38 protein-coding genes are annotated in these 24,647 nt (G+C 58.3%); all 38 read right to left on the reverse strand.

Annotated features, from left to right (window positions below; translation table 11 throughout):
- Window positions 1-56: 56 nt before the first annotated feature.
- Entirely contained in the window at window positions 57-566 is a 510-nt protein-coding gene (locus DXB44_RS04835; protein WP_118657939.1) for a RecX family transcriptional regulator, read from the reverse strand.
- Complete coding sequence (recA, locus tag DXB44_RS04840) at window positions 567-1,745, reverse strand: recombinase RecA (protein ID WP_118657940.1); 1,179 nt, start codon at window positions 1,743-1,745, stop codon at window positions 567-569.
- A gap of 116 nt (window positions 1,746-1,861) precedes the next feature.
- A complete protein-coding gene (locus tag DXB44_RS04845) occupies window positions 1,862-2,833 on the reverse strand; it encodes a HemK/PrmC family methyltransferase (protein ID WP_118657941.1) in 972 nt (323 codons plus the stop codon).
- Complete coding sequence (locus DXB44_RS04850; protein ID WP_118657942.1) at window positions 2,827-3,774, reverse strand: DUF1385 domain-containing protein; 948 nt, start codon at window positions 3,772-3,774, stop codon at window positions 2,827-2,829. Before DXB44_RS04850 ends, DXB44_RS04845 begins: the two co-directional genes overlap by 7 nt.
- Window positions 3,775-4,104: 330 nt before the next feature.
- A complete protein-coding gene (locus DXB44_RS04855; protein WP_118657943.1) occupies window positions 4,105-5,529 on the reverse strand; it encodes a HAMP domain-containing sensor histidine kinase in 1,425 nt (474 codons plus the stop codon).
- A gap of 90 nt (window positions 5,530-5,619) precedes the next feature.
- The gene (locus tag DXB44_RS04860; RefSeq protein WP_118657944.1) at window positions 5,620-6,324 is read right to left on the reverse strand and encodes a response regulator transcription factor; all 705 of its coding nucleotides are present in this window, start codon (window positions 6,322-6,324) and stop codon (window positions 5,620-5,622) included.
- 17 nt (window positions 6,325-6,341) lie between these two features.
- A complete protein-coding gene (locus DXB44_RS04865) occupies window positions 6,342-7,655 on the reverse strand; it encodes a hypothetical protein (RefSeq protein ID WP_118657945.1) in 1,314 nt (437 codons plus the stop codon).
- Window positions 7,656-7,760: 105 nt separating this feature from the next.
- The gene (locus DXB44_RS14500; protein ID WP_158581876.1) at window positions 7,761-7,952 is read right to left on the reverse strand and encodes a hypothetical protein; all 192 of its coding nucleotides are present in this window, start codon (window positions 7,950-7,952) and stop codon (window positions 7,761-7,763) included.
- Window positions 7,953-8,582: 630 nt separating this feature from the next.
- Window positions 8,583-8,924 carry a 50S ribosomal protein L17 gene (gene rplQ / locus DXB44_RS04875; RefSeq protein WP_005921819.1) on the reverse strand — a complete coding sequence of 114 codons (342 nt, stop codon included), beginning with the start codon at window positions 8,922-8,924 and terminating at the stop codon, window positions 8,583-8,585.
- 27 nt (window positions 8,925-8,951) lie between these two features.
- Window positions 8,952-9,908 carry a DNA-directed RNA polymerase subunit alpha gene (locus DXB44_RS04880; RefSeq protein WP_015537248.1) on the reverse strand — a complete coding sequence of 319 codons (957 nt, stop codon included), beginning with the start codon at window positions 9,906-9,908 and terminating at the stop codon, window positions 8,952-8,954.
- Window positions 9,909-10,019: 111 nt separating this feature from the next.
- Window positions 10,020-10,622 (reverse strand): 30S ribosomal protein S4, encoded by a 603-nt coding sequence (rpsD, locus tag DXB44_RS04885; protein ID WP_005921823.1) that lies wholly within the window; start codon window positions 10,620-10,622, stop codon window positions 10,020-10,022.
- A 20-nt stretch (window positions 10,623-10,642) separates the two neighbouring features.
- Window positions 10,643-11,053 carry a 30S ribosomal protein S11 gene (rpsK, locus tag DXB44_RS04890; RefSeq protein ID WP_005921825.1) on the reverse strand — a complete coding sequence of 137 codons (411 nt, stop codon included), beginning with the start codon at window positions 11,051-11,053 and terminating at the stop codon, window positions 10,643-10,645.
- A gap of 14 nt (window positions 11,054-11,067) precedes the next feature.
- Window positions 11,068-11,439 (reverse strand): 30S ribosomal protein S13, encoded by a 372-nt coding sequence (gene rpsM / locus DXB44_RS04895; protein ID WP_005921827.1) that lies wholly within the window; start codon window positions 11,437-11,439, stop codon window positions 11,068-11,070.
- An 82-nt stretch (window positions 11,440-11,521) separates the two neighbouring features.
- Complete coding sequence (gene rpmJ, locus DXB44_RS04900) at window positions 11,522-11,635, reverse strand: 50S ribosomal protein L36 (RefSeq protein WP_005921832.1); 114 nt, start codon at window positions 11,633-11,635, stop codon at window positions 11,522-11,524.
- Window positions 11,636-11,670: 35 nt separating this feature from the next.
- The gene (infA, locus tag DXB44_RS04905) at window positions 11,671-11,922 is read right to left on the reverse strand and encodes a translation initiation factor IF-1 (protein ID WP_005937979.1); all 252 of its coding nucleotides are present in this window, start codon (window positions 11,920-11,922) and stop codon (window positions 11,671-11,673) included.
- Between the two features lie 990 nt (window positions 11,923-12,912).
- Window positions 12,913-13,704 (reverse strand): type I methionyl aminopeptidase, encoded by a 792-nt coding sequence (gene map / locus DXB44_RS04910; protein WP_005921840.1) that lies wholly within the window; start codon window positions 13,702-13,704, stop codon window positions 12,913-12,915.
- 2 nt (window positions 13,705-13,706) lie between these two features.
- On the reverse strand, window positions 13,707-14,339 hold the full coding sequence (locus DXB44_RS04915; protein WP_005921841.1) for an adenylate kinase: 633 nt from the start codon (window positions 14,337-14,339) through the stop codon (window positions 13,707-13,709).
- A gap of 120 nt (window positions 14,340-14,459) precedes the next feature.
- Complete coding sequence (gene secY / locus DXB44_RS04920; RefSeq protein WP_055185960.1) at window positions 14,460-15,755, reverse strand: preprotein translocase subunit SecY; 1,296 nt, start codon at window positions 15,753-15,755, stop codon at window positions 14,460-14,462.
- Between the two features lies 1 nt (window position 15,756).
- The gene (gene rplO / locus DXB44_RS04925) at window positions 15,757-16,197 is read right to left on the reverse strand and encodes a 50S ribosomal protein L15 (protein ID WP_005921848.1); all 441 of its coding nucleotides are present in this window, start codon (window positions 16,195-16,197) and stop codon (window positions 15,757-15,759) included.
- A gap of 20 nt (window positions 16,198-16,217) precedes the next feature.
- A complete protein-coding gene (gene rpmD, locus DXB44_RS04930; RefSeq protein ID WP_005921851.1) occupies window positions 16,218-16,403 on the reverse strand; it encodes a 50S ribosomal protein L30 in 186 nt (61 codons plus the stop codon).
- 14 nt (window positions 16,404-16,417) lie between these two features.
- Window positions 16,418-16,918: a 30S ribosomal protein S5 gene (rpsE, locus tag DXB44_RS04935; RefSeq protein ID WP_005921854.1), complete on the reverse strand. Its 501-nt coding sequence runs from the start codon at window positions 16,916-16,918 to the stop codon at window positions 16,418-16,420.
- 19 nt (window positions 16,919-16,937) lie between these two features.
- Window positions 16,938-17,297 carry a 50S ribosomal protein L18 gene (gene rplR / locus DXB44_RS04940; RefSeq protein WP_005921856.1) on the reverse strand — a complete coding sequence of 120 codons (360 nt, stop codon included), beginning with the start codon at window positions 17,295-17,297 and terminating at the stop codon, window positions 16,938-16,940.
- Window positions 17,298-17,315: 18 nt separating this feature from the next.
- Window positions 17,316-17,867: a 50S ribosomal protein L6 gene (gene rplF / locus DXB44_RS04945; RefSeq protein WP_005921858.1), complete on the reverse strand. Its 552-nt coding sequence runs from the start codon at window positions 17,865-17,867 to the stop codon at window positions 17,316-17,318.
- 17 nt (window positions 17,868-17,884) lie between these two features.
- The gene (gene rpsH, locus DXB44_RS04950) at window positions 17,885-18,283 is read right to left on the reverse strand and encodes a 30S ribosomal protein S8 (RefSeq protein ID WP_005921861.1); all 399 of its coding nucleotides are present in this window, start codon (window positions 18,281-18,283) and stop codon (window positions 17,885-17,887) included.
- Window positions 18,284-18,395: 112 nt separating this feature from the next.
- The gene (locus DXB44_RS04955; RefSeq protein WP_005921866.1) at window positions 18,396-18,581 is read right to left on the reverse strand and encodes a type Z 30S ribosomal protein S14; all 186 of its coding nucleotides are present in this window, start codon (window positions 18,579-18,581) and stop codon (window positions 18,396-18,398) included.
- Window positions 18,582-18,598: 17 nt separating this feature from the next.
- Window positions 18,599-19,144: a 50S ribosomal protein L5 gene (rplE, locus tag DXB44_RS04960; protein ID WP_005921869.1), complete on the reverse strand. Its 546-nt coding sequence runs from the start codon at window positions 19,142-19,144 to the stop codon at window positions 18,599-18,601.
- 17 nt (window positions 19,145-19,161) lie between these two features.
- Entirely contained in the window at window positions 19,162-19,476 is a 315-nt protein-coding gene (gene rplX / locus DXB44_RS04965; protein WP_015537247.1) for a 50S ribosomal protein L24, read from the reverse strand.
- 13 nt (window positions 19,477-19,489) lie between these two features.
- Window positions 19,490-19,858, reverse strand: coding sequence for a 50S ribosomal protein L14 (gene rplN / locus DXB44_RS04970; RefSeq protein WP_005921875.1), 369 nt, complete (start codon window positions 19,856-19,858; stop codon window positions 19,490-19,492).
- 43 nt (window positions 19,859-19,901) lie between these two features.
- Window positions 19,902-20,159 (reverse strand): 30S ribosomal protein S17, encoded by a 258-nt coding sequence (rpsQ, locus tag DXB44_RS04975; protein WP_005921877.1) that lies wholly within the window; start codon window positions 20,157-20,159, stop codon window positions 19,902-19,904.
- Between the two features lie 12 nt (window positions 20,160-20,171).
- Window positions 20,172-20,357, reverse strand: coding sequence for a 50S ribosomal protein L29 (rpmC, locus tag DXB44_RS04980; RefSeq protein WP_005921879.1), 186 nt, complete (start codon window positions 20,355-20,357; stop codon window positions 20,172-20,174).
- Entirely contained in the window at window positions 20,347-20,787 is a 441-nt protein-coding gene (gene rplP / locus DXB44_RS04985; RefSeq protein WP_005921880.1) for a 50S ribosomal protein L16, read from the reverse strand. The genes rpmC and rplP overlap by 11 nt, the downstream gene beginning before the upstream one ends.
- On the reverse strand, window positions 20,787-21,491 hold the full coding sequence (gene rpsC, locus DXB44_RS04990; RefSeq protein ID WP_118657947.1) for a 30S ribosomal protein S3: 705 nt from the start codon (window positions 21,489-21,491) through the stop codon (window positions 20,787-20,789). Before rpsC ends, rplP begins: the two co-directional genes overlap by 1 nt.
- A gap of 12 nt (window positions 21,492-21,503) precedes the next feature.
- A complete protein-coding gene (gene rplV / locus DXB44_RS04995; RefSeq protein ID WP_005921882.1) occupies window positions 21,504-21,839 on the reverse strand; it encodes a 50S ribosomal protein L22 in 336 nt (111 codons plus the stop codon).
- A gap of 18 nt (window positions 21,840-21,857) precedes the next feature.
- The gene (rpsS, locus tag DXB44_RS05000) at window positions 21,858-22,124 is read right to left on the reverse strand and encodes a 30S ribosomal protein S19 (protein ID WP_005921883.1); all 267 of its coding nucleotides are present in this window, start codon (window positions 22,122-22,124) and stop codon (window positions 21,858-21,860) included.
- A 17-nt stretch (window positions 22,125-22,141) separates the two neighbouring features.
- Window positions 22,142-22,972: a 50S ribosomal protein L2 gene (gene rplB, locus DXB44_RS05005; protein ID WP_055185965.1), complete on the reverse strand. Its 831-nt coding sequence runs from the start codon at window positions 22,970-22,972 to the stop codon at window positions 22,142-22,144.
- Between the two features lie 77 nt (window positions 22,973-23,049).
- Window positions 23,050-23,346 (reverse strand): 50S ribosomal protein L23, encoded by a 297-nt coding sequence (rplW, locus tag DXB44_RS05010; RefSeq protein WP_005921885.1) that lies wholly within the window; start codon window positions 23,344-23,346, stop codon window positions 23,050-23,052.
- Window positions 23,346-23,969 (reverse strand): 50S ribosomal protein L4, encoded by a 624-nt coding sequence (gene rplD, locus DXB44_RS05015; protein WP_005921886.1) that lies wholly within the window; start codon window positions 23,967-23,969, stop codon window positions 23,346-23,348. The genes rplW and rplD overlap by 1 nt, the downstream gene beginning before the upstream one ends.
- Window positions 23,970-23,983: 14 nt before the next feature.
- A complete protein-coding gene (rplC, locus tag DXB44_RS05020) occupies window positions 23,984-24,616 on the reverse strand; it encodes a 50S ribosomal protein L3 (protein ID WP_005921887.1) in 633 nt (210 codons plus the stop codon).
- Window positions 24,617-24,647: the final 31 nt, after the last annotated feature.

Below are 24,647 nucleotides of genomic sequence, written 5' to 3' on the forward strand. Positions count from 1 at the left end.
TGCACTTTTCCGGTTCTCTTTTGGTGTCAAAAGAGAACATCTCCCGTCTACTGCCTCTACCCTTCCTCCTCCACCCTGCGGATGGCTTCTTTGATGACGGGGTAGGCAAAGCCGCGGCGTTGCAGCGCGGCCACCACAAGGTCGCGGCGGCCGATGGTCAGCTTTTTGCGGTAGCGGCTGTCCACCAGCGCGGCGGCGGCTTCCAGCTCCGGGTCATCGCCGCCGTCCTCCGGGGCGTAGACCGCTTCCAGCGCACCTGCCACCTCGGCGGGGGCAAGCCCCTTCTGGCGCAGGCTCTGGGCGGCGGCGCGGCGGCTTTTGCGGGCAGCCAGCAGACTGTGTGCCCGTGCTTCGGCGTAGCGGGCATCGTTCACATAATCCAGCTGCACCATCTCCGCCACAGCGGCGGCAGCGGCCTGTTCGGTATAGCGGCGGCACAGCCGCTCATACAGCATATTGGCAGAGACCTCCTGCCCGGCCAGCGTTTCCAGCGCGCTGGCCCGCGCCTTGGCGGGGTCGGCGCACTTTTCCGCATCCGGGCGGGGTCGACGGCGGTAGAAGGCCATTTAGTCCTCCACCATGATATCCAGTTCACTCTCGCTGCTGCGGGTGGGTGCCTTGACTACCGGCTCCTTTGCGGCGGCGGGCTCGGCGGGCTTCTCCACTGCGGCGGCTGCGGCGCGGCCTGCCGGGCGGCGGGTGGCGTACAGCTTATCAGCGTTGGCGCGGATCTGCCCCTCGATGTCGTTGGCGATCTCGGGGTTATCCTTCAGGAACTGCTTGGCGTTGTCGCGGCCCTGACCCAGACGGATATCGCCGTAGTTGAACCATGCGCCGCTCTTCTGCACGATGCCCAGCTTGACGCCCACGTCGATAAGCTCGCTCATTTTGGAGATGCCCTCGCCGAACATGATGTCGAACTCGGCCTCACGGAACGGCGGAGCCACCTTGTTCTTGACGATCTTGGCACGGGTGTGGTTGCCGATGAACTGACCGGAGGAGTCCTTCAGACCCTCCACGCGGCGGATGTCGATACGCACCGAGGCGTAGTACTTCAGGGCGCGGCCGCCGGTGGTCACCTCCGGGTTGCCGTACATGACGCCCACCTTCTCACGCAGCTGGTTGATGAACACGCAGACCGTGTTGGTCTTGCCGATGACGCTGGTCAGCTTGCGCATGGCCTGACTCATCAGACGTGCCTGCAAGCCCACATGGCTGTCGCCCATCTCGCCCTCAATCTCGGCGCGGGGCACCATAGCGGCGACCGAGTCTACTACAATGGCATCGATGGCGCCGGAGCGCACCAGTGCTTCGCAGATCTCCATGGCCTGCTCGCCGGTATCCGGCTGGCTGACCAGCAGGTTGTTGATATCCACGCCCAGTGCCTCGGCATAGGTGGGATCCAGTGCGTGCTCAACGTCGATAAACGCCACCTCGCCGCCCTTCTTCTGGGCTTCGGCAAGGATGTGCAGCGCCAGCGTGGTCTTACCGCTGGATTCCGGGCCGTACACCTCGATGATGCGGCCGCGCGGCACACCGCCCACGCCCAGCGCCAGATCCAGCCCCAGACTGCCGGTGGAAATGGCATCCACCTGCATGGAGGCGTTGTCGCCCAGCTTCATGACGGCACCCTTGCCGAACTGCTTTTCGATCTGCGCCAGCGCCGTAGCCAGCGCGTCCTTCTTGGCTTCCGGCTCGGTCTTTTGGGTGGCCGGTGCAACGTTGTTGTTCTGATTTTTTGCCATAGCCTGCTGCTCCTTTTATCCTTTGGGCCCGCAGAGGGCGGGCTGTGCTTCGCTTTCCTTCTTAGTATAACACAAAATCAAAATATTACAACAAGAAGTTGTTTGTTTTTTCCAATTTATTTTGGGCGGCGGGCAGTCACGCAGCGGTCGTTGCCGCCAAAGTCCTGAATGCAGCGGATGTCTGCCCAGCCGTACTCCGCCAGCAGGGCGGTTACAGCTTCCCGCTGCTGCCAGCCGATCTCCAGCACCAGCGCCCCGCCGGGGCACAGCGCATTTTTGTAGTGCTGCGCCAGCGCACGGTAGAACACAAGGCCGTCCTCCCCGGCTTCCAGCGCCATGGCAGGCTCCTGCGCCACCTCGGGCTGCAGTTGCTCCATCTCTGCGGCGGTCAGGTAGGGCGGGTTGGAGACAATGAGCTCCAGCTGCCCCTCCGGCAGGGTTTCCCAGTAGGTGAACAGGTCTGCCTGCACCGGCTGCACCGCGTAGGCGGGCTTTCTGCCTGCCCGCAGGGCGTTCAGCGCCGGGCCCCAATCAAAAGCAGGGGCATTTGCCTGCTCAAGAGCGGTAGGCTCCAATACATTCTCGGTCTGTCCGCCCTGTCCGGTCAGGGCGCAGCGGGCGTTCTTTTCCAGATAGACAAAGGCCGCAGGGCTTTTTTCCACGCAGGTCACCTGCGCGGCGGGGCAGAAGCGCTTGACCCCCAGTCCCAGACAGCCTGTGCCGGCGCACAGGTCCAGCACCCGGGGTGCGGCGATACCCGCAAGGGTCTCGGCGGCGGCCTGCGCCACCACCTCGGTGTCTGCCCGGGGGCAGAGCACCCCGGGGCCTACCGCCAGCTCAAAGTCCAGAAAACTCCAGCTGCCGCAGAGATATTGCAGCGGCTCCCGCGCGGCGCGGCGGGTGCAGAGGGATTCCAGCCCCGCCGCCTGCTCTGCGGTCAGCGGACGGTCAGAAAGGCGCACGTCCCGCCCGGTCGCCAGCCGGAACAGCTCCCGCGCGTCAAAGTCCGCGTCCGGGCAGCCTGCGGCGGTCAGCCGCTGCTCCACCTCCCGCACCGCTGCGCGGGGGAGCATTGCTTCGCTTACCATTTGCCCTCCTCCGGGGTCTCGGGCAACACGGGGGTAACGGCTGCAATGGCCACCTCGATCATGCTGTCATCCGGTTCAAAGACGGTGAGATGCTGCACCCAGATGCCCGGCTGCCGGATGATGCGGGTAGCAATATTGTCCGACCGGCCGCACCACTTGAGCAGCTCGTAGCTGATGCCCATGACCAGCGGCAGCAGCAGCAGCTTGCACACCACCCGCAGACCGATGCTGCCCCACGGCAGCACGCTGTACAGAAACACGCTGACGATGACCACCAGAATGAGGAAGCTGGTGCCGCAGCGGGGGTGGAAGCGGGTGTACTTGCGCACATTCTCCACGGTCAGCGGGTCGCCCGCCTCGTAGCAGGCAATGGTCTTGTGCTCCGCACCGTGGTACTCGAACACGCGGTGGATCTCCTTCATTTTAGAGATGCCCACCATATAGGTCAGGAAGATGGCTACCTTCAGCACGGCTTCCAGCACCACCTTGCCCCAGCGCCCCAGCGGCAGCAGACGGTTCACCCCGCCCACAAGGAAGGTGGGCAGCACGGTGAACAGCAAAATCGCCAGCAGACCGCCCAGCACCGCCGCCACGGTCATCAGCGCGTTCTCGGCTTTCTCGCCCAGATGCTCCCCCACCCATTTTTCAAAGGCGGTCTCCTCCTCGGCGGGGTCGTAGTCGTCCCCCATGCTCACCTGTGCCGAGTACATCATGTAGCGGTAGCCCACGATCATGCTCTCGATCATGGAAATGGCGCCGCGCACCAGCGGGATCTTCGTCCATACCCCATGGGTGGGGGTGGGGTCGAGCTTGGTCTCAATGGTGCCGTCCGGTTTGCGTACGGCACAGCACATCTGTTTGGGGCCGCGCATCATGATGCCTTCCATCAGTGCCTGCCCGCCTACGCTGGTCTTAAAGCGTTCCTTTTTAGGTTGATTCATTGGTTTCTCCCGATATCCGCCCCTGCCGCTTGCGGCATAGGACGGTCTTTTTTGTATTTTATCCGGGGCATATCCCCGCGCAAAGCTCATTTTAGCACACAAATGTGACAAAATCTGTAGTCCGTGGCACTGCTGTACGAAAATCAAATGATACCGCTTGACCCGAAGCAAAAGCCTTCACCCCTTGGGGGGAAGGTGGCGCGTAGCGCCGGATGAGGGGTAATTTCCCGCAAGCAGCTGCTTGCCTGCGCCCTCATCAGTCACCTGCGGTGACAGCTTCCCCCGTCCGGGGGAAGCCTTTATTCGGAAAATTGATTTTTATGGCGCTGCTTACGCCTTATGGTACAGCGGCAGACCCAGCGTGACCACCGTGCCGCGCCCGAGGGTGCTCTTGATATCCAGCGTGCCGTCCAGTGCGGTCATGATGGAATCCACCAGCGCCAGACCGATGCCGCTGCCACGCACCGAGTTGCTGCCCTTGTAGAACTTGGTCTTTACGTTTTCCAGATCCTCCGGCGGGATGCCGCGCCCCTGATCGATGATCTCCACAAAGGCCTTGTACTCTCCTGCCCACAGCTTGACCGTAATACGCCCGCCGGGGGCAGAGTATTTGATGGCATTATCCAGAATATTGATGAACACCTGCCGCAGACGGTCCGGGTCGGCGTAGACAGGGATCATCTCCTCCGGCTCGGTGTAGTGGAGCAGCAGTCCCTCCTGCCGGATGCGCGCCTCGCAGAAGAGCACCGCATCGGTCAGTTCTGCCACCAAGTCCAGCGGCCGGCACTCCATGCGGATGCGTCCGTTCTGCAGGCGGCTGAAATCCAGCAGCTCCTCCACCATATTGTTCAGCCGCCCGGTCTCGTTGTTAATGATCTCCAGTCCCTTGCGGTAGTTCTCGTCCGTGGGGTCGTCCAAGGTCATCAGGGTCTCCACCCAGCCCCGGATGGAGGTAAGCGGGGTGCGCAGCTCGTGGGACACCGAACTGATGAACTCGTTCTTCATCTTCTCGGTCTCTTCCAGACCCTCAGCCATCTGATTGATGGTGCCGCGCAGCCGATCCACCTCGTCGTGGGGGTCGCCGGTCAGGGGCAGACGCACGTCCAGCTCGCCCCGGGCGATGCCGGCGGCGGTGCGTTCCACCTGCCCCAGCGGCACCACGATGCCCCGCACGAAGTACAGCCCGGACATGATCGTAAACAGCAAGATCGCCATCGCAATGAACACACTGATGATGATGGCGTTTTTGACCTGCCGCTCCACCAGCGCCAGACTGGTGACCAGCCGCAGCGCGGCCACGTCCTCGGCGTCATAGGGCACCAGCGAGCAGGCCGCCATGACTACCTCGCCAGACTGGGTGCGGTACACCGCCACGCCCAGACCGTCCGGGCCGTTGAGCGCCTGCTCAAAGTCCTTACTGCTGACGATACCCTCCGCGTCCGTACCGCTGGAGGAGGCGATCACGCCGCCGTAGCTGTCCAGCAGCATGAACTCGTATTTATCCTTATCGGCAAACTGTTCCACCATGCGCCGCAGCGCCAGACTGCGGCTGACGGCGGCGCTCTGGGCAGTATCGCCAGTATACATTTTCAGCTGACCGGTCACCGAGGAGAACCGCCGGTACATAATCTGCTGCACACTGCCGTAGTAGCTGCGGGTATAGCTGTACAAAAACATTGCCTCGGCCAGCAGCACCACCAGTACGGTGATCAGCAGGTTGCCCCGCAGCCAGCGGCGGGTGATACCGCTTCGCATAACAGTGTCCTCCTTTCGGTGAGTATCGATAATAAAAAAATATTTTTTTGTGATTCAGGAAAGTCCGTAGGACTTTCCTGAATCACATTTTTATTCTTCCCACCGGTAGCCGTAGCCCCACACGGTCATGATGTGGGCAGGATGGCTGGGCTCGTCCTCCACCTTCATGCGCAGGCGGCGAATGTTCACATCCACGATCTTTACGTCGCCGAAGTAGTTTTCGCCCCAGACCCCTTTCAGGATCTTTTCACGCACCAGCGCAGTGCCCGGGTTGCGGAAGAACAGCTCCATGATCTGGAACTCCACCTGTGTCAGTTCAATGGGCTGACCGGCCTTCAGCAGAACGCGGCGGTTCTCGTCCAGCACAAACTCGCCGCTGGTCAAAGTGCCCAGCGGGGTATTCTCCCGGCTCTCCCCTTCCTTGGTGCGGATGACCCGGCGGCACAGCGCCTCCACACGCGCCAGCAGCTCGCTGACGCTGAAAGGCTTGGTCATGTAATCGTCTGCGCCGATGGACAGGCCGCGGATCTTATCCTGCTCCTGTCCCTTGGCGCTTAGGATGATGATGCCGATCTGCTGGTCGGTGCGGCGGATGGTCTCACACAGCGAAAACCCGTTCATGCCCGGCAGCATCACGTCCAGAATTGCGGCATCACAGCCGGGTTTCTGTGCCAGCAGCGGCAGAGCGGCTTCGGCGCTTTCGGCCTCCACCACCTCCATCCCCGCATGGCGCAGGTTCAGGGCGATCATATCGCGGATATTGGCTTCATCTTCTACAACAAGCACTCGTACCATGCAGCATCCTCCATTCCTCAATTCAGCAGATACAACGCCTTGGAAAGGCGGTAGTTCGTGTCAGAAAGCAAAACGTCCGGACCCATTTTGGCCTGCACCTGACGGGACGCTACCACGCCCAGCCGAGTCCAGCCGGTGGAGTTGGCTGAGGTCCTTGCCAGCCGTACCGTCAGCACCAGCTGATCCTCGTCCACCGTGCGCAGCTCCACTGCGCCGTCATATTCCTCACTGTCGGTCAGTTTCAGGTTGCCCTCCCACTCAGCGGGCAGCTCGATATAACAGTTGGTCTCCTCGTCCAGCAGGCCAAAGCTTTTTTCCGGGTGGCTGCTGGTGTAGTCCATCCAGACGATAAAGTCCATGCGGCGGCTCTGGCTCAGGTTCAGCAGACCCGCCTCGTCCGGCTGGGTGGGGATCTCCACGATGCCGTCCCCGTCCAGGTCTCGGCTGACCAGCGTGGGCACGTTGCGCAGAGAAGCATTATACAGCCGCTGGCTGCTGATCCGTGTGGCGGGCACCATCTGCTGGCTGTTCTCGTCGTAGCACAGCAGCACCGAGGCCAGATTATTGCCGGAAATGCCGGTCCAGCCGTCCAGCACCAGATAATGCCGCCCGTCTGCGCCCGCACCCGCCGCCACCGAGGCGCAGCCGGAGAACTTATCTGCGGAAAGGCCGTTGACTGCCACCTGCCGGAAGCTGCCCTCCCGGTCTGCGGTCAGCAGCTCGATCTGTACGCTGCCGTCCTCCTGTGTGGACATCAGGATCAGATCCTGACTGCTGCCGCCGGTGATATTTTCCACCAGATACTGCTCGTACTGCTGTTCCAGAATGGTGGACAGGGTGCCCTTCTGATAGGAGTACACCGCCAGATAGTGATCATTCTGGGCGGCGGTATAGCCCACCACCAGCTGGCAGCTGTCTGTATCCTGCAATTGGGCAAGGCTGACGTTCTCCACCGTTTCGGCAAGACCTTCCACGCTCTGGCGCACCTGCCAGCTTCCGGCGTCGTCTCGCTGCAAAATGGCTACGCAGACGTTGGCGGTCTGGGCGGTGGTATACAGCACCGCCGCGTCCTGCTGACCATCGCCGTCCAAGTCCTGCAGCACAAAGGGGGAAAGCAGCTCCCCCTGAATGGGATATTTCAGCTGAGCGCTCTCCCCCAGCCAGTCGTTCAGGGCAGTTTGCAGCGCACCGTAATCGCCGGAAAGTTTCGGGGCACGCAGCAGTTCCTCTACCTGTGCCTTTTCGTTGGCCGGCAGCACGGTCTGGCAGCTGCACAGCACAAAGCACAGCAGCGTGCACAGCACCAGCCGCAGCCTGTGGGTTCTGTTCATACCGGTCAACCTCCTTCCGGGCATAAAATGCTATTTTCAGTATACCACACTTTGCGGACACAAAAAAGGGGGTGGGCATATCTGGCGCTTACGCGTGGGACGATTTTAAATGGCCTCCGCTGCGCTCTGGCCATATTCAGCGGAAAGATTATTTTTAATAGAGCAATGCCGGAGCGTCTGCGGACGCTCCGGCACTGCATTTTCACGGGTGGGGTCGTGGAGGAAAACGGCATTTGCAGCGCCGCTTTCTGCGAAAGCGCGGCGCTGCGGGGAAGCGTTGCCAGTCTGCACCCTCATCCGGCGCTACGCGCCACCTTCCCCCGACTGGGGGAAGGCTTCAGCGGCAGAGGTACAGTTTCCGGCTAAAACGCAAAGCTTGCGGGCGTGCTTGCTCCCCCTTGGGGGAGCTGTCGCGCAGCGACTGAGGGGCTATAAATCGGCGGAGCCGGAAAAAACGGTTAAAAGATCTTCACGCCGAGCAGGCGTGAATCTTCAGTTGTTTCCGGTGTAGCCCACTTCTTTAGGATCGTCAAGGGCGTGCAGCCCTTGACGACGGGGTGCGGCACCCAGCATCCGCTTCGTGCCTTGGGCGGCACTCGCGTCTTGCTAGCCGCTGCCCCAACAACTGCTCCCTGTTTCCGCCGCTGGCGGCGGTCGCAGTTGTTGCGTTGCGGGGTGGGTGGAGTCCAGAGGGAGGGAGGGGGGGATCGGAACACCCCTCCCTACCTCTGGCCCAGCGGAGCGTCTCTGCACGCTGAAAACAAGCAGAAAGTCACCCCTCGGAGCGTAATGCACTTTTCCGGTTCTCTTTTGGTGTCAAAAGAGAACATCCCACGCACTTTTGCAATAAGTTGCAAAAAAAGAAACCACTGCACAAAAGCTGTGCAATGGTTTCTTTGGTTACTGTATCAAACAGTCAGAGCAGGATCAGACGAGCTCCAGAACTGCCATCTCAGCTGCGTCGCCGCGGCGAGCGCCGATCTTGATGATGCGGGTGTAGCCGCCGTTGCGGTCAGCGTACTTGGGGCTGATCTCGTCAAACAACTTCTTTGCAACATCTTCCTTGGTGATGTAGGCGTAGACCTGACGCTTGGTGTGCAGGTCGCTGGCCTTGCCAAGGCTGATCATCTTCTCGGCCATGGAACGAACGTCCTTAGCGCGAGTGACAGTGGTCTCAATCTTGCCATTCTCTAACAGGTAGGTAACCATAGCGCGCATCATAGCGTTGCGGCTGTCGCTGGTTCTACCGAGCTTTCTGGTACCGGGCATCCCGTTTCACTCCTTAAATTATTTTAGTTATTCGTCATCCGTGTTCAGCTTGAAGCCAAGGGAGTCCAGCTTAGCCATGACTTCCTCCAGGCTCTTGCGACCGAGGTTACGGACCTTCATCATCTCGTCCTCGCTCTTGCTGACCAGATCTTCCACCGTGTTGATCCCTGCGCGCTTCAGGCAGTTGAAGGAACGCACGCTCAGATCCAGCTCTTCGATGGTCATCTCCAGAGCCTTCTCCTTGTCGTCGTTGGTCTTTTCTACCATGATCTCAGCGCCAGCGGCCTCGTCCGACAGGTTGACGAACAGGTTCAGGTGCTCGGTCAGCACACGGGCAGCCAGAGAAACGGCTTCCTGTGCGTTGATCGTGCCATCCGTCCAAACCTCGATGGTCAGCTTGTCATAATCAATGGCCTGTCCAACACGGGTGCTCTCGACGTTATAATTCACCTTGAGCACAGGGGTGTAAATGCTGTCAACGGGAAGGGTGTTGATATCGTTCTTCTCGATGATAGCCTGTTTGTTGCGCTCTGCGGGCACATAGCCGCGACCCTTGTCGAAAGTCAGCTCCATAACGAGCTTGGCACCCTCGCCCAGAGTTGCAATGTGCCACTCAGGGTTCAGAATTTCGATGTCGTCGCCCTGCTTGATGTTGTCAGCAGTGACCTCACAGGGACCAACTGCCTCAACACGCACTGTCTTCGGACCATCGGTGTACAGCTTTGCAGCGATACCCTTCAGGTTCAGGACAATTTCGGTAACGTCTTCCTTGACGCCCTCAATGGTGGAGAACTCGTGAACCACACCGTCAATCTTGACGCTGGTCACGGCGACACCGGGCAGAGAGGAAAGAAGCACACGACGCAGGCTATTGCCCAGTGTGATGCCAAAGCCACGCTCCAGAGGTTCTGCCACGAATTTGCCGTAGCGACCGTCCGGGGACAGGCTTGCCGTTTCGATCTTGGGACGTTCAATCTCCATCATATCTATGCCCTCCTTGTCAAACCGGTGTTTCCACCGGCCCATTATTGAATTCTTTCAAAAAAGAATGCGAAAGCGTGCCATCCAAAAGGAAGGCAGTGCCTTCTTAATGGATTACTTGGAGTACAGCTCGACGATGAGGTGCTCTGCGACTTCGTAGTCGATATCGCTGCGCTCGGGCAGCTTAGCGACAACGCCCTTCAGAGAACCGGTCTCGCGGTTCAGCCATGCGGGCAGAGCCACAACGGGAGCCTCGGCACCGGTCAGCTTTGCAAACTTTGCAGAGCTGCGGCTGGACTCGCGCACTTCGATCACATCGCCGGCCTTCACCTGGTAAGAGGGGATGTTGACCTTCTTGCCGTTGACGGTGAAGTGAGCGTGAGACACCAGCTGACGAGCATCGCGGCGGGTCTGAGCAAAGCCCAGACGGAACACGACGTTGTCCAGACGGCACTCCATGATCTGCAGCAGATTCTCACCGGTCTTGCCGGGGCGGGACTCTGCCTTCAGGTAAGCGTTGTGGAACTGCTTCTCCAGAACGCCGTAGATGAACTTGACCTTCTGCTTCTCCTTCAGCTGAGATGCGTACTCAGACTGCTTCTTGCGGACGTTGCCGTTGGAGTTGCGGGTAGTATTCTTCTTTGCATAGCCCATGACCGCAGGAGAAATGCCCAGGGCCTTGCAACGCTTTGCGATAGGCTGCGTATTCTTTGCCATAATTCAATTTCCTCCTTCGATCAGACACGACGGCGCTTCGGGGGACGGCAGCCGTTGTGGGGGATGGGAGTCACGTCCTTGATCAGGGTGACTTCCAGACCGGTAGCCTGCAGCGCACGGATAGCGGACTCGCGGCCAGCGCCGGGGCCCTTGACGTAAACTTCAACAGTCTTCATGCCGTGCTCGATCGCAGTCTTAGCTGCGGTCTCGGCAGCGGACTGAGCTGCGAACGGGGTGCTCTTGCGGCTGCCACGGAAGTTCAGGGAGCCGGAGGAGCACCAAGACACTGCATTACCCTGCAGGTCGGTGATGGTAACGACAGTATTGTTGAAGGTAGACTGGATGTGAGCCTGACCAGCAGCAATGTTCTTGCGCTCTTTCCGCTTCATGCGGACATTTGCGCCCTTCTTGGCGTTATTTGCACTTGCCATTTCTCAAATCCTCCTTACTTCTTCTTGTTTGCGACAGTGCGCTTGGGACCCTTGCAGGTACGAGCATTGGTCTTGGTGCGCTGGCCGCGGCAGGGCAGATTCTTGCGATGGCGGGTGCCACGGAAGGACTGGATCTCGACCAGACGCTTGATGTCCAGAGCCACGTTGCGGCGCAGGTCGCCTTCAACGAGGATGTTTGCCTGATCGATGTAGTCACGGATCTTAGCCTCTTCGTCCAGAGTCAGATCCTTGACGCGGGTATCGGGGTTGATGCCAGTTGCTTCCAGGATCTTGTTAGCAGTGGTCTGGCCGATACCATAAACGTAGGTGAGACCCACCTGAACGCGCTTCTCGCGGGGCAGGTCAACGCCGGCAATACGTGCCATAGTAGTTTCCTCCAAAAATCATCCCATGTCAGTGTCGGGGTCTGCGCCGGGACTCTACGCACTTGACCCCCAGGCGCCCGAATTAGCCCTGGCGCTGCTTGTGCTTGGGGTTCTGGCAGATGACCATCACGCGGCCTTTGCGGCGGATGACCTTGCACTTTTCGCAGATGGGTTTCACGGAAGGCTTGACCTTCATGATGTTGAACCTCCTTTTGGTTGATGCCCTGACGCTTATTTGGAGCGCCAGGTGATGCGGCCCTTAGAAAGATCATAGGGCGACATTTCCACGGTTACCTTGTCCCCGGGCAGGATACGGATGAAATTGGTCCGCAGCTTGCCGGAGATGTGCGCTAAGAGGATGTGACCGCTGGGAGTGAGCTTCCCGGTGTTCTTATCCTCGCTCAACATTTCCACCTTAAAGATGGCGTTGGGCATGGCTTCACGCACAATGCCTTCGATCTCGATGACGTCTTCTTTAGACAAGCTATTTGCCTCCTCATTGGATCTGCTCAGTTTGTCATAATTGAGCACCGGTGCTCCCGCTCCATAAAATAGAAAGCACTGCATTCTTCCGTGCCTGCGCCCGTTTTTGTGCAGTTTGCCGCTTCTCTTTTTAGGAGCCTTCACGCCGATTCCCAGACGGACAGGTGGCGATGAGCGCCACATACTTCATCTCCTGCGGCACAAAATCCGCAAAACGGGCAGACTGAGCCTGTCCGTCGAGGAAGTATCTGGCTTCCACAGCCATTTATAGATTATACACCTTTTGTTGTCAATTTGCAAGAGGTTTTTTCCGTATTTCCGATAAAAAATTATTCTGTATAAAAGCTCTTTTCCGTCCCGTCCTCCTTTCGCGTTTCTCCACCGTGAAGGTGAAACTTTTTTCACGAAAAGTTGTCACAATTGCACAAAATGCAGGGTGGAGGAGCGGAAAAGGCCGTCTGCTGTTTCTCCGCAGACAGCCTTTTGGGGCAAACAAAACGATTTAAAATGCCCTCCGCTGCGCTCTGGGCATCATCAGCGGAAGAATTATTTTAAATTTCGGGATATCGGAACGCCTGCGGGCGTTCCGATATCCCATTTTCACGAGAGGGGGATTTGCGAAGCAAAGACGGAGAGGGTATTTTCTCGGTTAAACTCCCCCAGTCTCGCATTCGCTCGACAGCCCCCTCTGGGATGGGGCCTTTGGCATGGTGCACTGTTCCCCACTAAAGTGCAAAGTGTCCGGGTGCGCCAGAGGCTCCCTCCCAGAGGGAGCTGGCAAAACCGTCAGGTTTTGACTGAGGGAGTTCGTTCCTAACCCCTCCCGTGAAAAATGCGTTTGGAGCGCTCCGCAGAGCGCGACAAACGCAACTATAAAAATACTATTTCCGCTATTTATGCCCAGAGTGAAACGGAGGGCATTCAAAATCGTCCTTCTAGCAAAAGGAGCCGCCGCACATCGTCTGTGCAGCGGCTCCTTTTAAAAGTTGCTTACTTCAGGCTGAAGGTGGCCGGGTCAAAATCCGGGTCATCCCAGCTGCGGGTCATGATCTCGGTGCGGTCCTTCAGGATGGCGATGGAGTGCTCAAAGTGAGCAGCCAGCCCGCCGTCCTTGGTCTTGACAGTCCAGCCATCGCTGAGCTGCTTGATCTTGTAGTCGCCCTGACAGATCATCGGCTCAATGGCGATGGTCATGCCGGGCACCAGACGCGGCCCGCGACCCTGATGGCCGTAGTTGGGCACCTCGGGGTCCTCGTGCAGTTCCTTGCCGGTGCCGTGACCCACAAAGTCACGCACCACAGAGAAGCCCGCGTCCTCGCAGTAGCTCTGCACGGCGTAGCCGATATCGCCGATGCGGTTGCCCGCCACGGCCTGCCCGATGCCCTTGTACAGAGAAGCCTTGGTCACCTCCAGCAGGCGCTGGGCTTCCAGATCCACCTTGCCCACCGCGTAGGTGCAGGCGTTGTCGCCGTTGAAGCCGTCCACCTTGGCACCGGTGTCGATGCTCACGATGTCACCCGGGCGGATGACGATATCATGAGAGGGGATGCCGTGGATGACGGTATCGTTCAGGCTGATGCAGGCTGTGCCGGGAAAACCGTACAGACCCTTGAAGTTGGGGATGCCGCCGTGCTTCACGATGAAGTCGTAGATCAGCTTGTCCAGCTCCCAAGTGGTCATGCCTGCTTCGATGTGCTCTCCGCCGTACTTCAGGGCAGCTGCGCTCAGGGCGTTTGCCCGGCGCATACCGTCCAGCTCTTTTGCATTTTTGATCTGAATCACGCTTATGCCTCCAAAGCCTTCATGACTTCAGCCGTAGTCTCCTCGATGGAGGGGCAGAACTTGATCTCTGCCAGCTTGCCGCGGGTGCGGTAGAACTCCACCAGCGGCTCGGTCTGCTCATGGTAGGCTTTCAAACGATCCAGCACGGTTGCGGGCTGGTCGTCCTTGCGGATGACGGTCTTGCCGCCGCACAGGTCGCAGACGCCCTCCACCTTGCTCTTCTTGTTCAGGATGTGGTAGCTTGCGCCGCACTTCTCGCAGACGCGGCGGCCGCTCATGCGCTCCACGATCACGCTGTCCTCAACCTGCAGTTCCAGCACCTTGTCGATGCGGATGCCCATGGTCTCGATGGCCTCTGCCTGCGCAATGGTGCGGGGCACGCCGTCCAGAATGAAACCGTTGGCGCAGTCAGCCTGTGCCAGACGCTCCTTCAGGATGCCGATGATGACTTCATCGGGCACCAGAGCACCGGCGTCCATAAAGCTCTTGGCCTTCAGACCCATCTCGGTGCCCTCCTTGACAGCAGCGCGCAGGATGTTGCCGGTGCTGATGGAAGGGATGTTCAGCTTTGCGCAGATGATCTCGGCCTGCGTGCCTTTGCCTGCGCCGGGTGCGCCCAACAGGATCAGATTCATAGGATCGCTTCCTTTCTTATATGCCACATGATAGAAACATACGTACAAAAGCAAAAAAGCACTGAAAAGTATGAGCGTACTCTCCTTTCCAGTGCTTTCTTACATCTTTATTGCTTCAGATCAGCCAAGGAAACCCTTGTGGTTGCGCATGGTCATAAAGCTATCGAGGCTGCGGGTGGTATCCAGTGCCACACCAACCACGATCAGCAGGCTGGTACCGCCCAGCTGAATGCTCATACCGGTCAGGTTGCCCAGAATGATCGGCAGTACAGCCACCGCAGCCAGGAAGATGGCACCGATAAGGGTGATCTTGTTCAGGGTGCGGGTGATGAAATCGCTGGTCGGCTTGCCGGGACGGAAGCCGGGGATCGAGCCGTTGTTGCGGCGCAGATTGTTGGCGATCTCAACGGGGTTGTACTGGATGGCCACATAGAAGTAGTTGAATGCCAAAATCAGCAGCAGGTAGATCACAACGTACAGCCAGGAGGTGTAGTTGAAGGTATGGAAGAACGCATACCAGACCGGGTGAGCGGTCTGATCGATCTGCAAAAAGCTGCCGATGGTGCCCGGGATGGACACCAGTGCCGAAGCGAAGATGATGGGCATGACGCCGCTCATGTTCAGCTTCAGGGGCAGGTAGCTGTTCTGGCCGCCCATCTGCTTCCGACCCACCACACGCTTGGCGTACTGGATGGTGATGCGGCGCTCTGCGTTGGTCATGACCACCACAAAGACCACAGCGACCAGTGCCAGAATTACCAGAACGGGCAGCAGGATATAGAACTGAGGCTCGCCGGCCGCTGCGCGGGTCAGCAGACCCGTCACAGAGGTGTACAGCGAGGACCAGTTGGAAACGATGGAGGCGAAGATCAGAAGGGAAACACCGTTGCCGATACCCTTGTCATCGATCTGCTCGCCCGCCCAGGTGATCAGCTGAGCACCTGCAACGAAGGTAGCGATGATGACCACAGCGGCGAACACGCCGACTGCGCCGGAAACATACTTCAGTGCACCCATATTGCGGATCACGAAGTAGTAGCCAATGCTCATGATCAGTGCGACCACGGCACCGGCGTACCGGTTGATCTGCTGCAGCTTCTGCTGGCCGTCCGCTTCCTTTGCCAGATTTTCCAGCGCGGGAATGGCTACCGTCAGCAGCTGCACAATAATAGAGGCGTTGATATAGGGTGTCACACCTAACGCGAAGAGCGTGCATCTTGCCAGTGCGCCGCCGCTCATCATATTGAGGTACGAGAGCATATCGCCGTTTGCAAACATCTGCGTCAGTGCAGAGCCGGAAACGAACGGCACGGGGATGGCACAGCCAAGACGGTAAACCACGAGGATCGCCAGCGTGAACAGAAGACGATTTTTAAGCTCGGGGATCTTCCATGCGTTACGGAATGTCTGGAACACCTTACATCACCTCAGCCTTTCCGCCTGCCTTCTCGATTTTCTCTTTGGCAGAAGCGGAATAGGCTGCGGCCTTCACGGTCAGAGCCTTGGTCAGCTCGCCGTTGCCCAGAACCTTAACGCCGTCCAGAGTCTTCTTGACCAGACCCTTAGCCTTCAGAGCCTCGGTATCGACGACATCGCCGGCATTGAAAGCAGCCTCCAGATCAGCCACGTTGACGATGGCGTACTGGGTGGCAAAGATGTTGTTAAAGCCAACCTTGGGCAGGCGGCGTGCCAGAGGCATCTGGCCGCCCTCGAAACCAGCGTGCTTCACGCCGGAACGGGCCTTCTGGCCCTTGCTGCCGAAGCCGGCAGTCTTGCCATTGCCGGAGCCAATGCCGCGGCCCTTGCGGGTCACAGGCTTATTGGCGCCCTTGCTGGCGTGCAATTCATGAAGCTTCATTGTGCGTATACCCCCTGCTATTAGGCTTCGGTGACGCTGAGCAGGAAGCCGATCTTTGCGATCTTGCCCTGCGTAGCGGCGTTGTCAGGCTGAACGGTAACGTCGCCCGGCTTCTTCAGGCCCAGAGCCTCAGCGGTAGCGATCTGCTTAGCGCCGCGGCCGATCAGGCTCTTCTTCAGCTCGATCTTGAGCATCTTATCTGCCATGGTTAGTTACCTCCTTAACCCAGAATTTCTTTCACGGTCTTGCCGCGCTTCTCAGCGACAGACTCGGCGCTGACCAGACCGCACAGACCTGCAAAGGTAGCAGCAACAACGTTGATGGGGTTGTTGGAACGCATAGACTTCGCACGAACGTCCTTGATGCCAGCAGCCTCAATGACGGCACGCACGGGGCCGCCGGCGATCATACCGGTACCGGGTGCAGCCGGCTTGAGCAGAACAGCGCCTGCGCCGTACTTGCCGACGATCTCGTGGGGGATGGTGGTGCCCTTCAGGGCAACCTTGTGCATGTTCTTCTTGGCAGCGGCCTCACCCTTGCGGATAGCCTCGGGAACTTCACCGGACTTGCCGATGCCGTAGCCGATGGTGCCCTTGCCGTCGCCAACGACAACCAGAGCAGCAAACTTCATGATGCGGCCGCCCTTGACAGTCTTGGAAACGCGGTTGATAGACACAACCTTGGTGATCATGCCGTCGTCTTCACGGTTTCTCATAGCCATAATGTGTTTCCTCCTCTCATTACAGCTTCAGGCCGCCCTCACGGGCGCCATCAGCCAGGGCCTTAACACGGCCATGATAAACGTAGCCACCACGGTCGAACACGACCTCGGTGATGCCCTTTTCCAGAGCCTTTGCTGCAACCTTCTTGCCGATCTCAGCAGCGGCCTCGACGTTGCCGCCGTTGCCGTTGAAGTCCTTGTCCATAGTGGACGCCGACACCAGAGTAACGCCCTGCTCATCATCGATGATCTGAGCGTAGATGTGCTTGGCGGAGCGGAAAACATCCAGGCGAGGACGTGCTGCGGTGCCGCTGATCTTGTTGCGAACGCGGCGATGACGACGAAGACGAGCTTCGTTCTTGTCGATCTGCTTAACCATTGTCTTTCACTCCTTACCTTATTTCTTGCCCTTACCGGCCTTGCCTTCTTTGTGCTTGACGACCTCGCCAGCGTAGCGGATGCCCTTGCCCTTGTACGGCTCAGGCGGCTTCTTGCCGCGGATCTCTGCAGCATACTGGCCGACCTTCTGCTTGTCGATACCGGTAACAGAGAAGTGGTTGGGATCCTGCCACACAATGGTGCAATCCTCGGTATCGGGGATGTTCACCTGGTGAGAGAAGCCCAGGTTCATGACCAGGTTGGAGCCCTGCTTCTGGCAGCGCATACCAACGCCCACGATTTCCAGCTTCTTCTCGTAGCCGTTCACAACACCGTTCACCATGTTGGCGATGTTGGTACGGGTCAGGCCGTGCAGGCTGCGGGCCTTGGGTTCGTCATTGGGGCGGGTAACCAAAACCTCATTGCCCTCGACCTTAACGGTCATCAGGGGATGATAGTTGGAATTCAGGCTGCCCTTGGGGCCCTTGACGGCGACAGTGTGTGCTGCCTCATCGACAGTGACAGTGACACCGGCAGGAATGACGATGGGTTTTCTTCCAATTCTCGACATTGTCTTTTACCCCTTTCTTACCACACGTAGGCCAGGACTTCGCCGCCGACGTGCTCAGCACGTGCAGCCTTGTCAGTCATGATGCCCTTGGAGGTGGAAATGATCGCGGTGCCCAGGCCCTTCATGACCTTGGGCATATCCTCGCAGTTGGTGTAGATGCGCAGGCCGGGCTTGGACACACGGCGCAGGCCGGCAATAACGGGCTCGCCGTTTGCCTGATACTTCAGGGTGACAACGATGGTGCCCTGAACAGTGTCGTTCTTGACCTGCATACCCTTGATGTAGCCCTCGTCAACCAGAATCTGGCAGATAGCCTTCTTCATGTTGGAAGCGGGGATCTCCACAGAAGGGTGTTTGGCAGTGCTAGCGTTGCGGATGCGAGTCAGCAGGTCCGCGATAGGATCAGTAATCTGCATTTGCCACTAACCTCCTTAGATTAGCTCTCATTTGTTTTATAATGATACCGCCCCGAAACAAGTTGTTTGCCCCGGGGCGGATATCCGACATTCTATCCAGCCCTCTGGTAAATTACCAGGAAGCCTTCTTCACGCCCGGGATCTCGCCCTTGTAGGCCAGCTCACGGAAGCACACACGGCACACACCGTACTTGCGCAGCACGGAGTGGGGACGGCCGCAGATGCGGCAGCGGGTGTATGCACGGGTAGAGAACTTAGCAGGACGAGACTGCTTCAGCTTCATAGACAGTTTAGCCATTGTACAAATCTCCTCCCTTAGTTGTTCTCTGCGAAGGGAGCGCCCAGAGCCTTCAGCAGCTCCTTGCCCTCCTCATCAGTCTTGGCAGTGGTGACAAAGCAGACATCCATGCCGCGGACAGCATCGACCTTCTCGAATTCGATCTCGGGGAAGATGATCTGCTCCTTGATGCCGCAGGCAAAGTTGCCGCGGCCGTCAAAGCCGTTGCCGTTGATGCCGCGGAAGTCGCGCACACGGGGCAGAGCCACGTTGAAGAAGCGATCCACGAACTCGTACATACGCTCACCACGCAGGGTGACCTTGCAGCCGATGGGGGTGCCCTGACGCAGCTTGAAGTTAGCAACGCTCTTCTTGGCACGGCAGACGACTGCCTTCTGGCCAGTGATCTGGCCCAGATCCTTCATAACTGCTTCCAGGATCTTCTCGTTTTCCTTGGCTTCGCCGCAGGCAACGTTGATGACGACCTTGTCCAGCTTGGGGATCTGCATAACGCTCTTGTAACCGAACTTGGAGTTCAGAGCAGGAGCAATTTCATTGACATACTGTTCTTTCAAACGAGCCATTGTTCCTTACTCCTTTCTTACAGCTCAGCGCCGCACTTCTTGCAGACGCGAACCATCTTGCCGTCCTTCTCAACGTGGCCCACACGCACGGCCTTGCCGCACTTGGGGCAGACGGGCATGACCTTGGAAGCGTAGATAGCGCCCTCGGCCTTAACAATGCCGCCCTGCTCGCCCTGACGGCGGGGCTTGACGTGCTTGGTAACCATGTTCTGGCCTTCAACGATGACCTTGCCTTCAGCGGGGCTGACCTGCAGGACCTTACCAGTGTGGCCCTTGTCCTTGCCGCTGATGATCATCACGTTGTCGCCGGTTTTAACATGAAGATTATTCATTTTTAAAACCTCCTTACAGCGATTCCGGAGCCAGGCTCAGGATCTTGGTGTAGCCGGCATCACGCAGCTCGCGAGCAACAGGTCCAAAGATACGAGTACCCTTGGGGTTCTTGTCGGCCATGACGATAACGGCGGCGTTCTCATCAAAACGGATGTAGGAACCGTCGTCGCGGCGCACGCCATGCTTGCTGCGCACGATGACAGCCTTGACGACGTCGCCCTTCTTAACGGAGCCGCCGGGGGCTGCCTTCTTGACAGAGCAGACCACGACGTCACCAATGTTTGCGTATCTCTTGCGGGTGCCGCCCAGCACACGGAAGCACATCAGCTCCTTGGCACCGGTGTTGTCGGCAACTTTGAGATAAGTTTGCATCTGAACCATATCAGATATCTCCTTTCAAACTGTTCAAAGCAGCGGGCAAAGATTACTTTGCCTTCTCAACGATACGGACCAGGCGCCAGCGCACATCCTTGCTCAGGGGGCGGCACTCCATGATCTCAACACGGTCACCGATACCGCACTCGTTCTGCTCGTCACGAGCCTTGAACTTCACGGTACGCTTCAGGATCTTTTTGTACAGGGGGTGCTGCACGCTATCCTTAACGGCAACCACGATGGTCTTATCCATCTTGTCGGACACGACAACGCCGACGCGGGTCTTTCTCAGATTACGTTCTTCCATCGTTTAACCTCCTTACTGCTTCTCAGCCAGAACGGTCATCACGCGGGCGATGTCCTTCTTGACTGCTTCGATGCGGCCGGGGTTCTCCAGCTGGTTGATGGCATGCTGGAAGCGCAGGTTAAACAGCTCAGCCTTCAGATCTGCCAGCTTGCTGGTCAGCTCTGCGGTCTGCATTTCGCGGAGTTCATTAGCCTTCATTGGTGCCATCCTCCTTCACGGAGTCCTCACGGACAACAAATTTGCACTTGATGGGCAGCTTGTGCATAGCCAGACGCAGAGCCTCGCGAGCAGTTGCCTCATCGACATCTGCCAGCTCGAACATCACGCGACCGGGCTTCACGACTGCAACCCAGTATTCGGGAGAGCCCTTACCGGAGCCCATGCGGGTCTCAGCGGGCTTTTCAGTCACGGGCTTATCGGGGAAGATCTTGATCCAAACCTTGCCGCCACGCTTGATGTAACGAGTCATGGCAACACGGGCAGCCTCGATCTGCTTGGAGGAGATCCATGCCGGCTCCAGAGCAACAAGGCCGTACTGACCCTGGCACACCACGTTGCCGCGGGTAGCCTTGCCGGTCATGCGGCCGCGCTGAACGCGGCGGTACTTAACACGCTTAGGCAGTAACATTACTTGTTGCCTCCTTCCTTCTTAGGAGCGGTCTTTGCGCTCTTGAGGACCTCGCCCTTGTAGATCCACACCTTAACGCCGATGCGGCCGTAGGTGGTAGCAGCCTCTGCAAAGCCGTAGTCGATGTCGGCACGCAGGGTCTGCAGGGGGATGGTGCCCTCGTGGTAGCTCTCGGTGCGGGCGATATCAGCACCGCCCAGACGACCGGAGCACATTGCCTTGATGCCCTTTGCGGGAACGGTTGCGCGATCGCGGGGGCTCATGGCATTGCGCATGCACTGCTTCATAGCACGACGGAAGGTGACGCGGTTCTCCAGCTGACGAGCGATGTCCTCAGCAACCAGCTGTGCGTTGGTGGAGGCGCTCTTCACCTCGATGACATTGACGATAACAGTCTTGCCATACTCCTTGGTCAGCTTGTTCTGCAGGGCGATGCGCTCTTCGCCGCCCTTGCCGATGACCATACCGGGCTTAGCGCAGTAGATGTTAACGGTAACGCGAGGAGCGGAAGTGGAAGGATCCACAGTGCGCTCGATCTCGATCTTGGGGACGCCAGCGTCCTTCAGCTGAGCCTTCAGCTCAGTGCGGATCTTGTGATCCTCGACGAGGTTATCGCTGAAATCCTTCTTGGAGGCAAACCAGCGGCTGTCCCAGTCTTTAATAACGCCGACACGAATGCCGTGCGGATTTACTTTCTGGCCCATTGTTTTCCCTCCTTACTCTTTCTCTTTCAGAACAACGGTCATGTGGCTGGTGCGCTTCAGGATGCGGTAGCCGCGGCCCTGTGCACGAGGCATCATGCGCTTCAGCGTCGGGCCGGGGCAAACGTAGCACTCGGCGACGTAGAGGTTGTTCTTGTCCATATTGAAGTTGTTTTCCGCATTAGCGGCTGCAGACTTCACCAGCTTCAGAAGGGGCTCACAAGCTGCCTTCGGGGTGTACTGCAGGATTGCCAGCGCTTCGTCCAGGGGCTTGTTACGGATCAGGTCCATAACGATAGACACCTTACGAGGACTAATGCGGGCATAACGAAGAATTGCCCGAGCTTCCATGTTGTGTTCCTCCCTCTATTACTTAGAATTACCAGTGTGGCCCTTGAAGGTACGGGTGGGAACGAACTCACCCAGCTTGTGGCCAACCATGTCCTCAGTCACATACACAGGCACATGCTTGCGGCCGTCGTGGACGGCAAAGGTGTGACCAACGAATTCGGGGAAGATCGTGGAGGCGCGGCTCCAGGTCTTGATGACCTGCTTCTTGCCGGAAGCGTTCATCGCTTCAACGTGCTTCATAAGAGCAGCCTGGACGAAAGGTCCTTTTTTAATGCTTCTACCCATTGTCTTAAACTCCTCTCTTACTTACCTGCACGCTTCACGATCAGCTTATCGGAGCGCTTATGATGCTTGCGAGTCTTGAGACCCAGAGCGGGCTTGCCCCAGGGAGTCATAGGACCGGAGTGACCAACAGGTGCGCGGCCCTCGCCACCACCGTGGGGATGGTCGCAGGGGTTCATAACGGTACCACGGCTGCCGGGACGCACGCCCATGTGGCGCTTGCGGCCTGCCTTGCCCAAGTTGACGTTCTCGTGGTCGATGTTGGAAACCTGACCGATGACTGCGGTGCAGTTCAGGGGCACGTTGCGCATCTCACCGGAGGGCAGACGAACCAGAGCGTAGCCATTCTCCTTAGCCATCAGCTGAGCCATGTTGCCAGCGGAACGAACCAGCTGAGCGCCGCGGCCGGGATACAGCTCGATGTTGTGGATGATGGTACCGACGGGGATGTTCTCGAAGGGCAGGCAGTTGCCGGGCTTGATATCGGCAGACTTGCTGCTGACGACCACGTCGCCCACCTTCAGGCCATCGGGAGCAATGATGTAGCTCTTGACGCCGTCGGTGTACTCGACCAGAGCGATGAATGCGCTGCGGTTCGGATCGTACTCGAGAGTCTTGACGGTAGCGGGGATATCGGTCTTCTGACGCTTGAAGTCGATGACACGATACTTGGTGCGGTTGCCGCCGCCCTGATGGCGGACGGTGATACGACCGGTGTTGTTGCGGCCGCTGTGCTTCTTCATGGGCTCCAGCAGGCTGCGCTCAGGAGCGACCTTGCTCAGGACGCTGTAATCCGTGACGGTCATGCCGCGGCGGCCCGGAGTAGTGGGGCCATACTTTTTGATAGCCATTGTGCTATTCTCCTTTGTTTATCTTATGAATTATTATCGGGGTCATATCCCCATAGAGGAACCCTCGGCGGGTTCTATCAGACCATGCTGTTGAAGAACTCGATCTCCTTGGAGTCCTTGGTCAGGGTCACGATAGCCTTCTTGGATGCAGCGGTGTAACCAGCATGCATACCCTGACGGCGGAAGCGGCCACGGACGGAGACGGTGTTCACCTTAGCGACCTTGACGCCGGGGAACAGAACTTCAACTGCCTGAGCGATCTCGACCTTGGTAGCATCGGTAGCGACCTTGAAGGTGTACTTCTTGTCAGCGATGCCAGCCATGGAGTTCTCGGTAATGACCGGCTTCAGGACGATATCATGTGCGGTTTTCATTAGCCAAGCACCTCCTCGAGCTTCTTAGCTGCGTCGACGCTGATGATCAGCTTGTCGGCGTTCAGCACATCGTAGGTGTTCACGCTGCCTGCGAAGGTGGTCTTGACACCGGCGATGTTGCCAGCGCTCTTGACGAACTTTGCATCGACAGTCTCGTTGACCAGCAGGTTCTTCTTGCCGGCGCCCACAGCGTTCAGCATAGCAACCACAGCCTTGGTCTTGTACTCGTCGCAAGCGAACTTGTCAACGACGACCATGTTGCCATTGGCAGCCTTGTCGGACAACACGCTCAGCAGAGCCAGACGCTTGACCTTGTTGTTGATGTGGTAGTTGTAGCTGCGGGGCTTGGGGCCCAGAGCAACGCCGCCGTGGGTCCACTGCGGAGCACGGATGGAGCCCTGACGAGCGTGGCCGGTGCCCTTCTGACGCCAAGGCTTCTTGCCGCCGCCGGAAACTTCCATGCGGATCTTGGTGTTCTGGGTGCCCTGACGCTGGTTGGCCAGGAAGTTCACCACAGCAATGTGGACAGCCTTCTCATTCGGGGTGATACCGAACACGGCGTCGGAAAGCTCGATCTCGCTAACGTGCTGACCGTTCATATCGACTACATTAAACTTTGCCATTGTAGCTTTCCTCCTTACGCCTTGACGCTGTTGGCCAGGGTGATGATGGTGCCCTTGGAACCGGGAACCGCACCCTTGACAGCGATCAGATTGTTCTCGGTGTCAACCTTGACAACGGTCAGGTTCTGCACGGTAACGCGCACGCAGCCCATGTGGCCGGGCAGGCGCTTGCCGGGGAACACGCGAGAGGGGTTGGAAATAGCGCCCATAGAACCTGCATGACGTGCCACCGGGCCAGTGCCGTGGCTCTCACGCAGACGGTGCTGGCCAAAGCGCTTGATAACGCCCTGGTAGCCCTTGCCCTTGGAAACGCCTGCAACGTCAACCTTGTCGCCTGCTGCAAAGACGTCAGCCTTCAGGATGTCGCCAACGTTCATTGCGGAAACGTCGTCCAGACGGAACTCACGCAGGGTCTTCTTGGGGGCAACGTTTGCCTTCTTGAAGTGACCTGCAGCTGCCTTGTTGACCTTCTTGGCGGAAACCTCGCCGAAGCCCAGCTGAACAGCCTGATAGCCATCGCTCTCGACAGTCTTCTTCTGCACGACGGTGCAGGGGCCTGCCTCGATGACGGTGACGGGGATAACCTTGCCGCTCTCATCGAACAGCTGGGTCATACCGACTTTCTTGCCGATAATGCCTTTAACCATTTTCTTTTCCTCCTGTAAAGGTTATTGGTTG

It is taken from the genome of Faecalibacterium sp. OM04-11BH (assembly GCF_003482185.1).
Taxonomy (GTDB): Bacteria; Bacillota; Clostridia; order Oscillospirales; family Ruminococcaceae; genus Faecalibacterium; species Faecalibacterium tardum.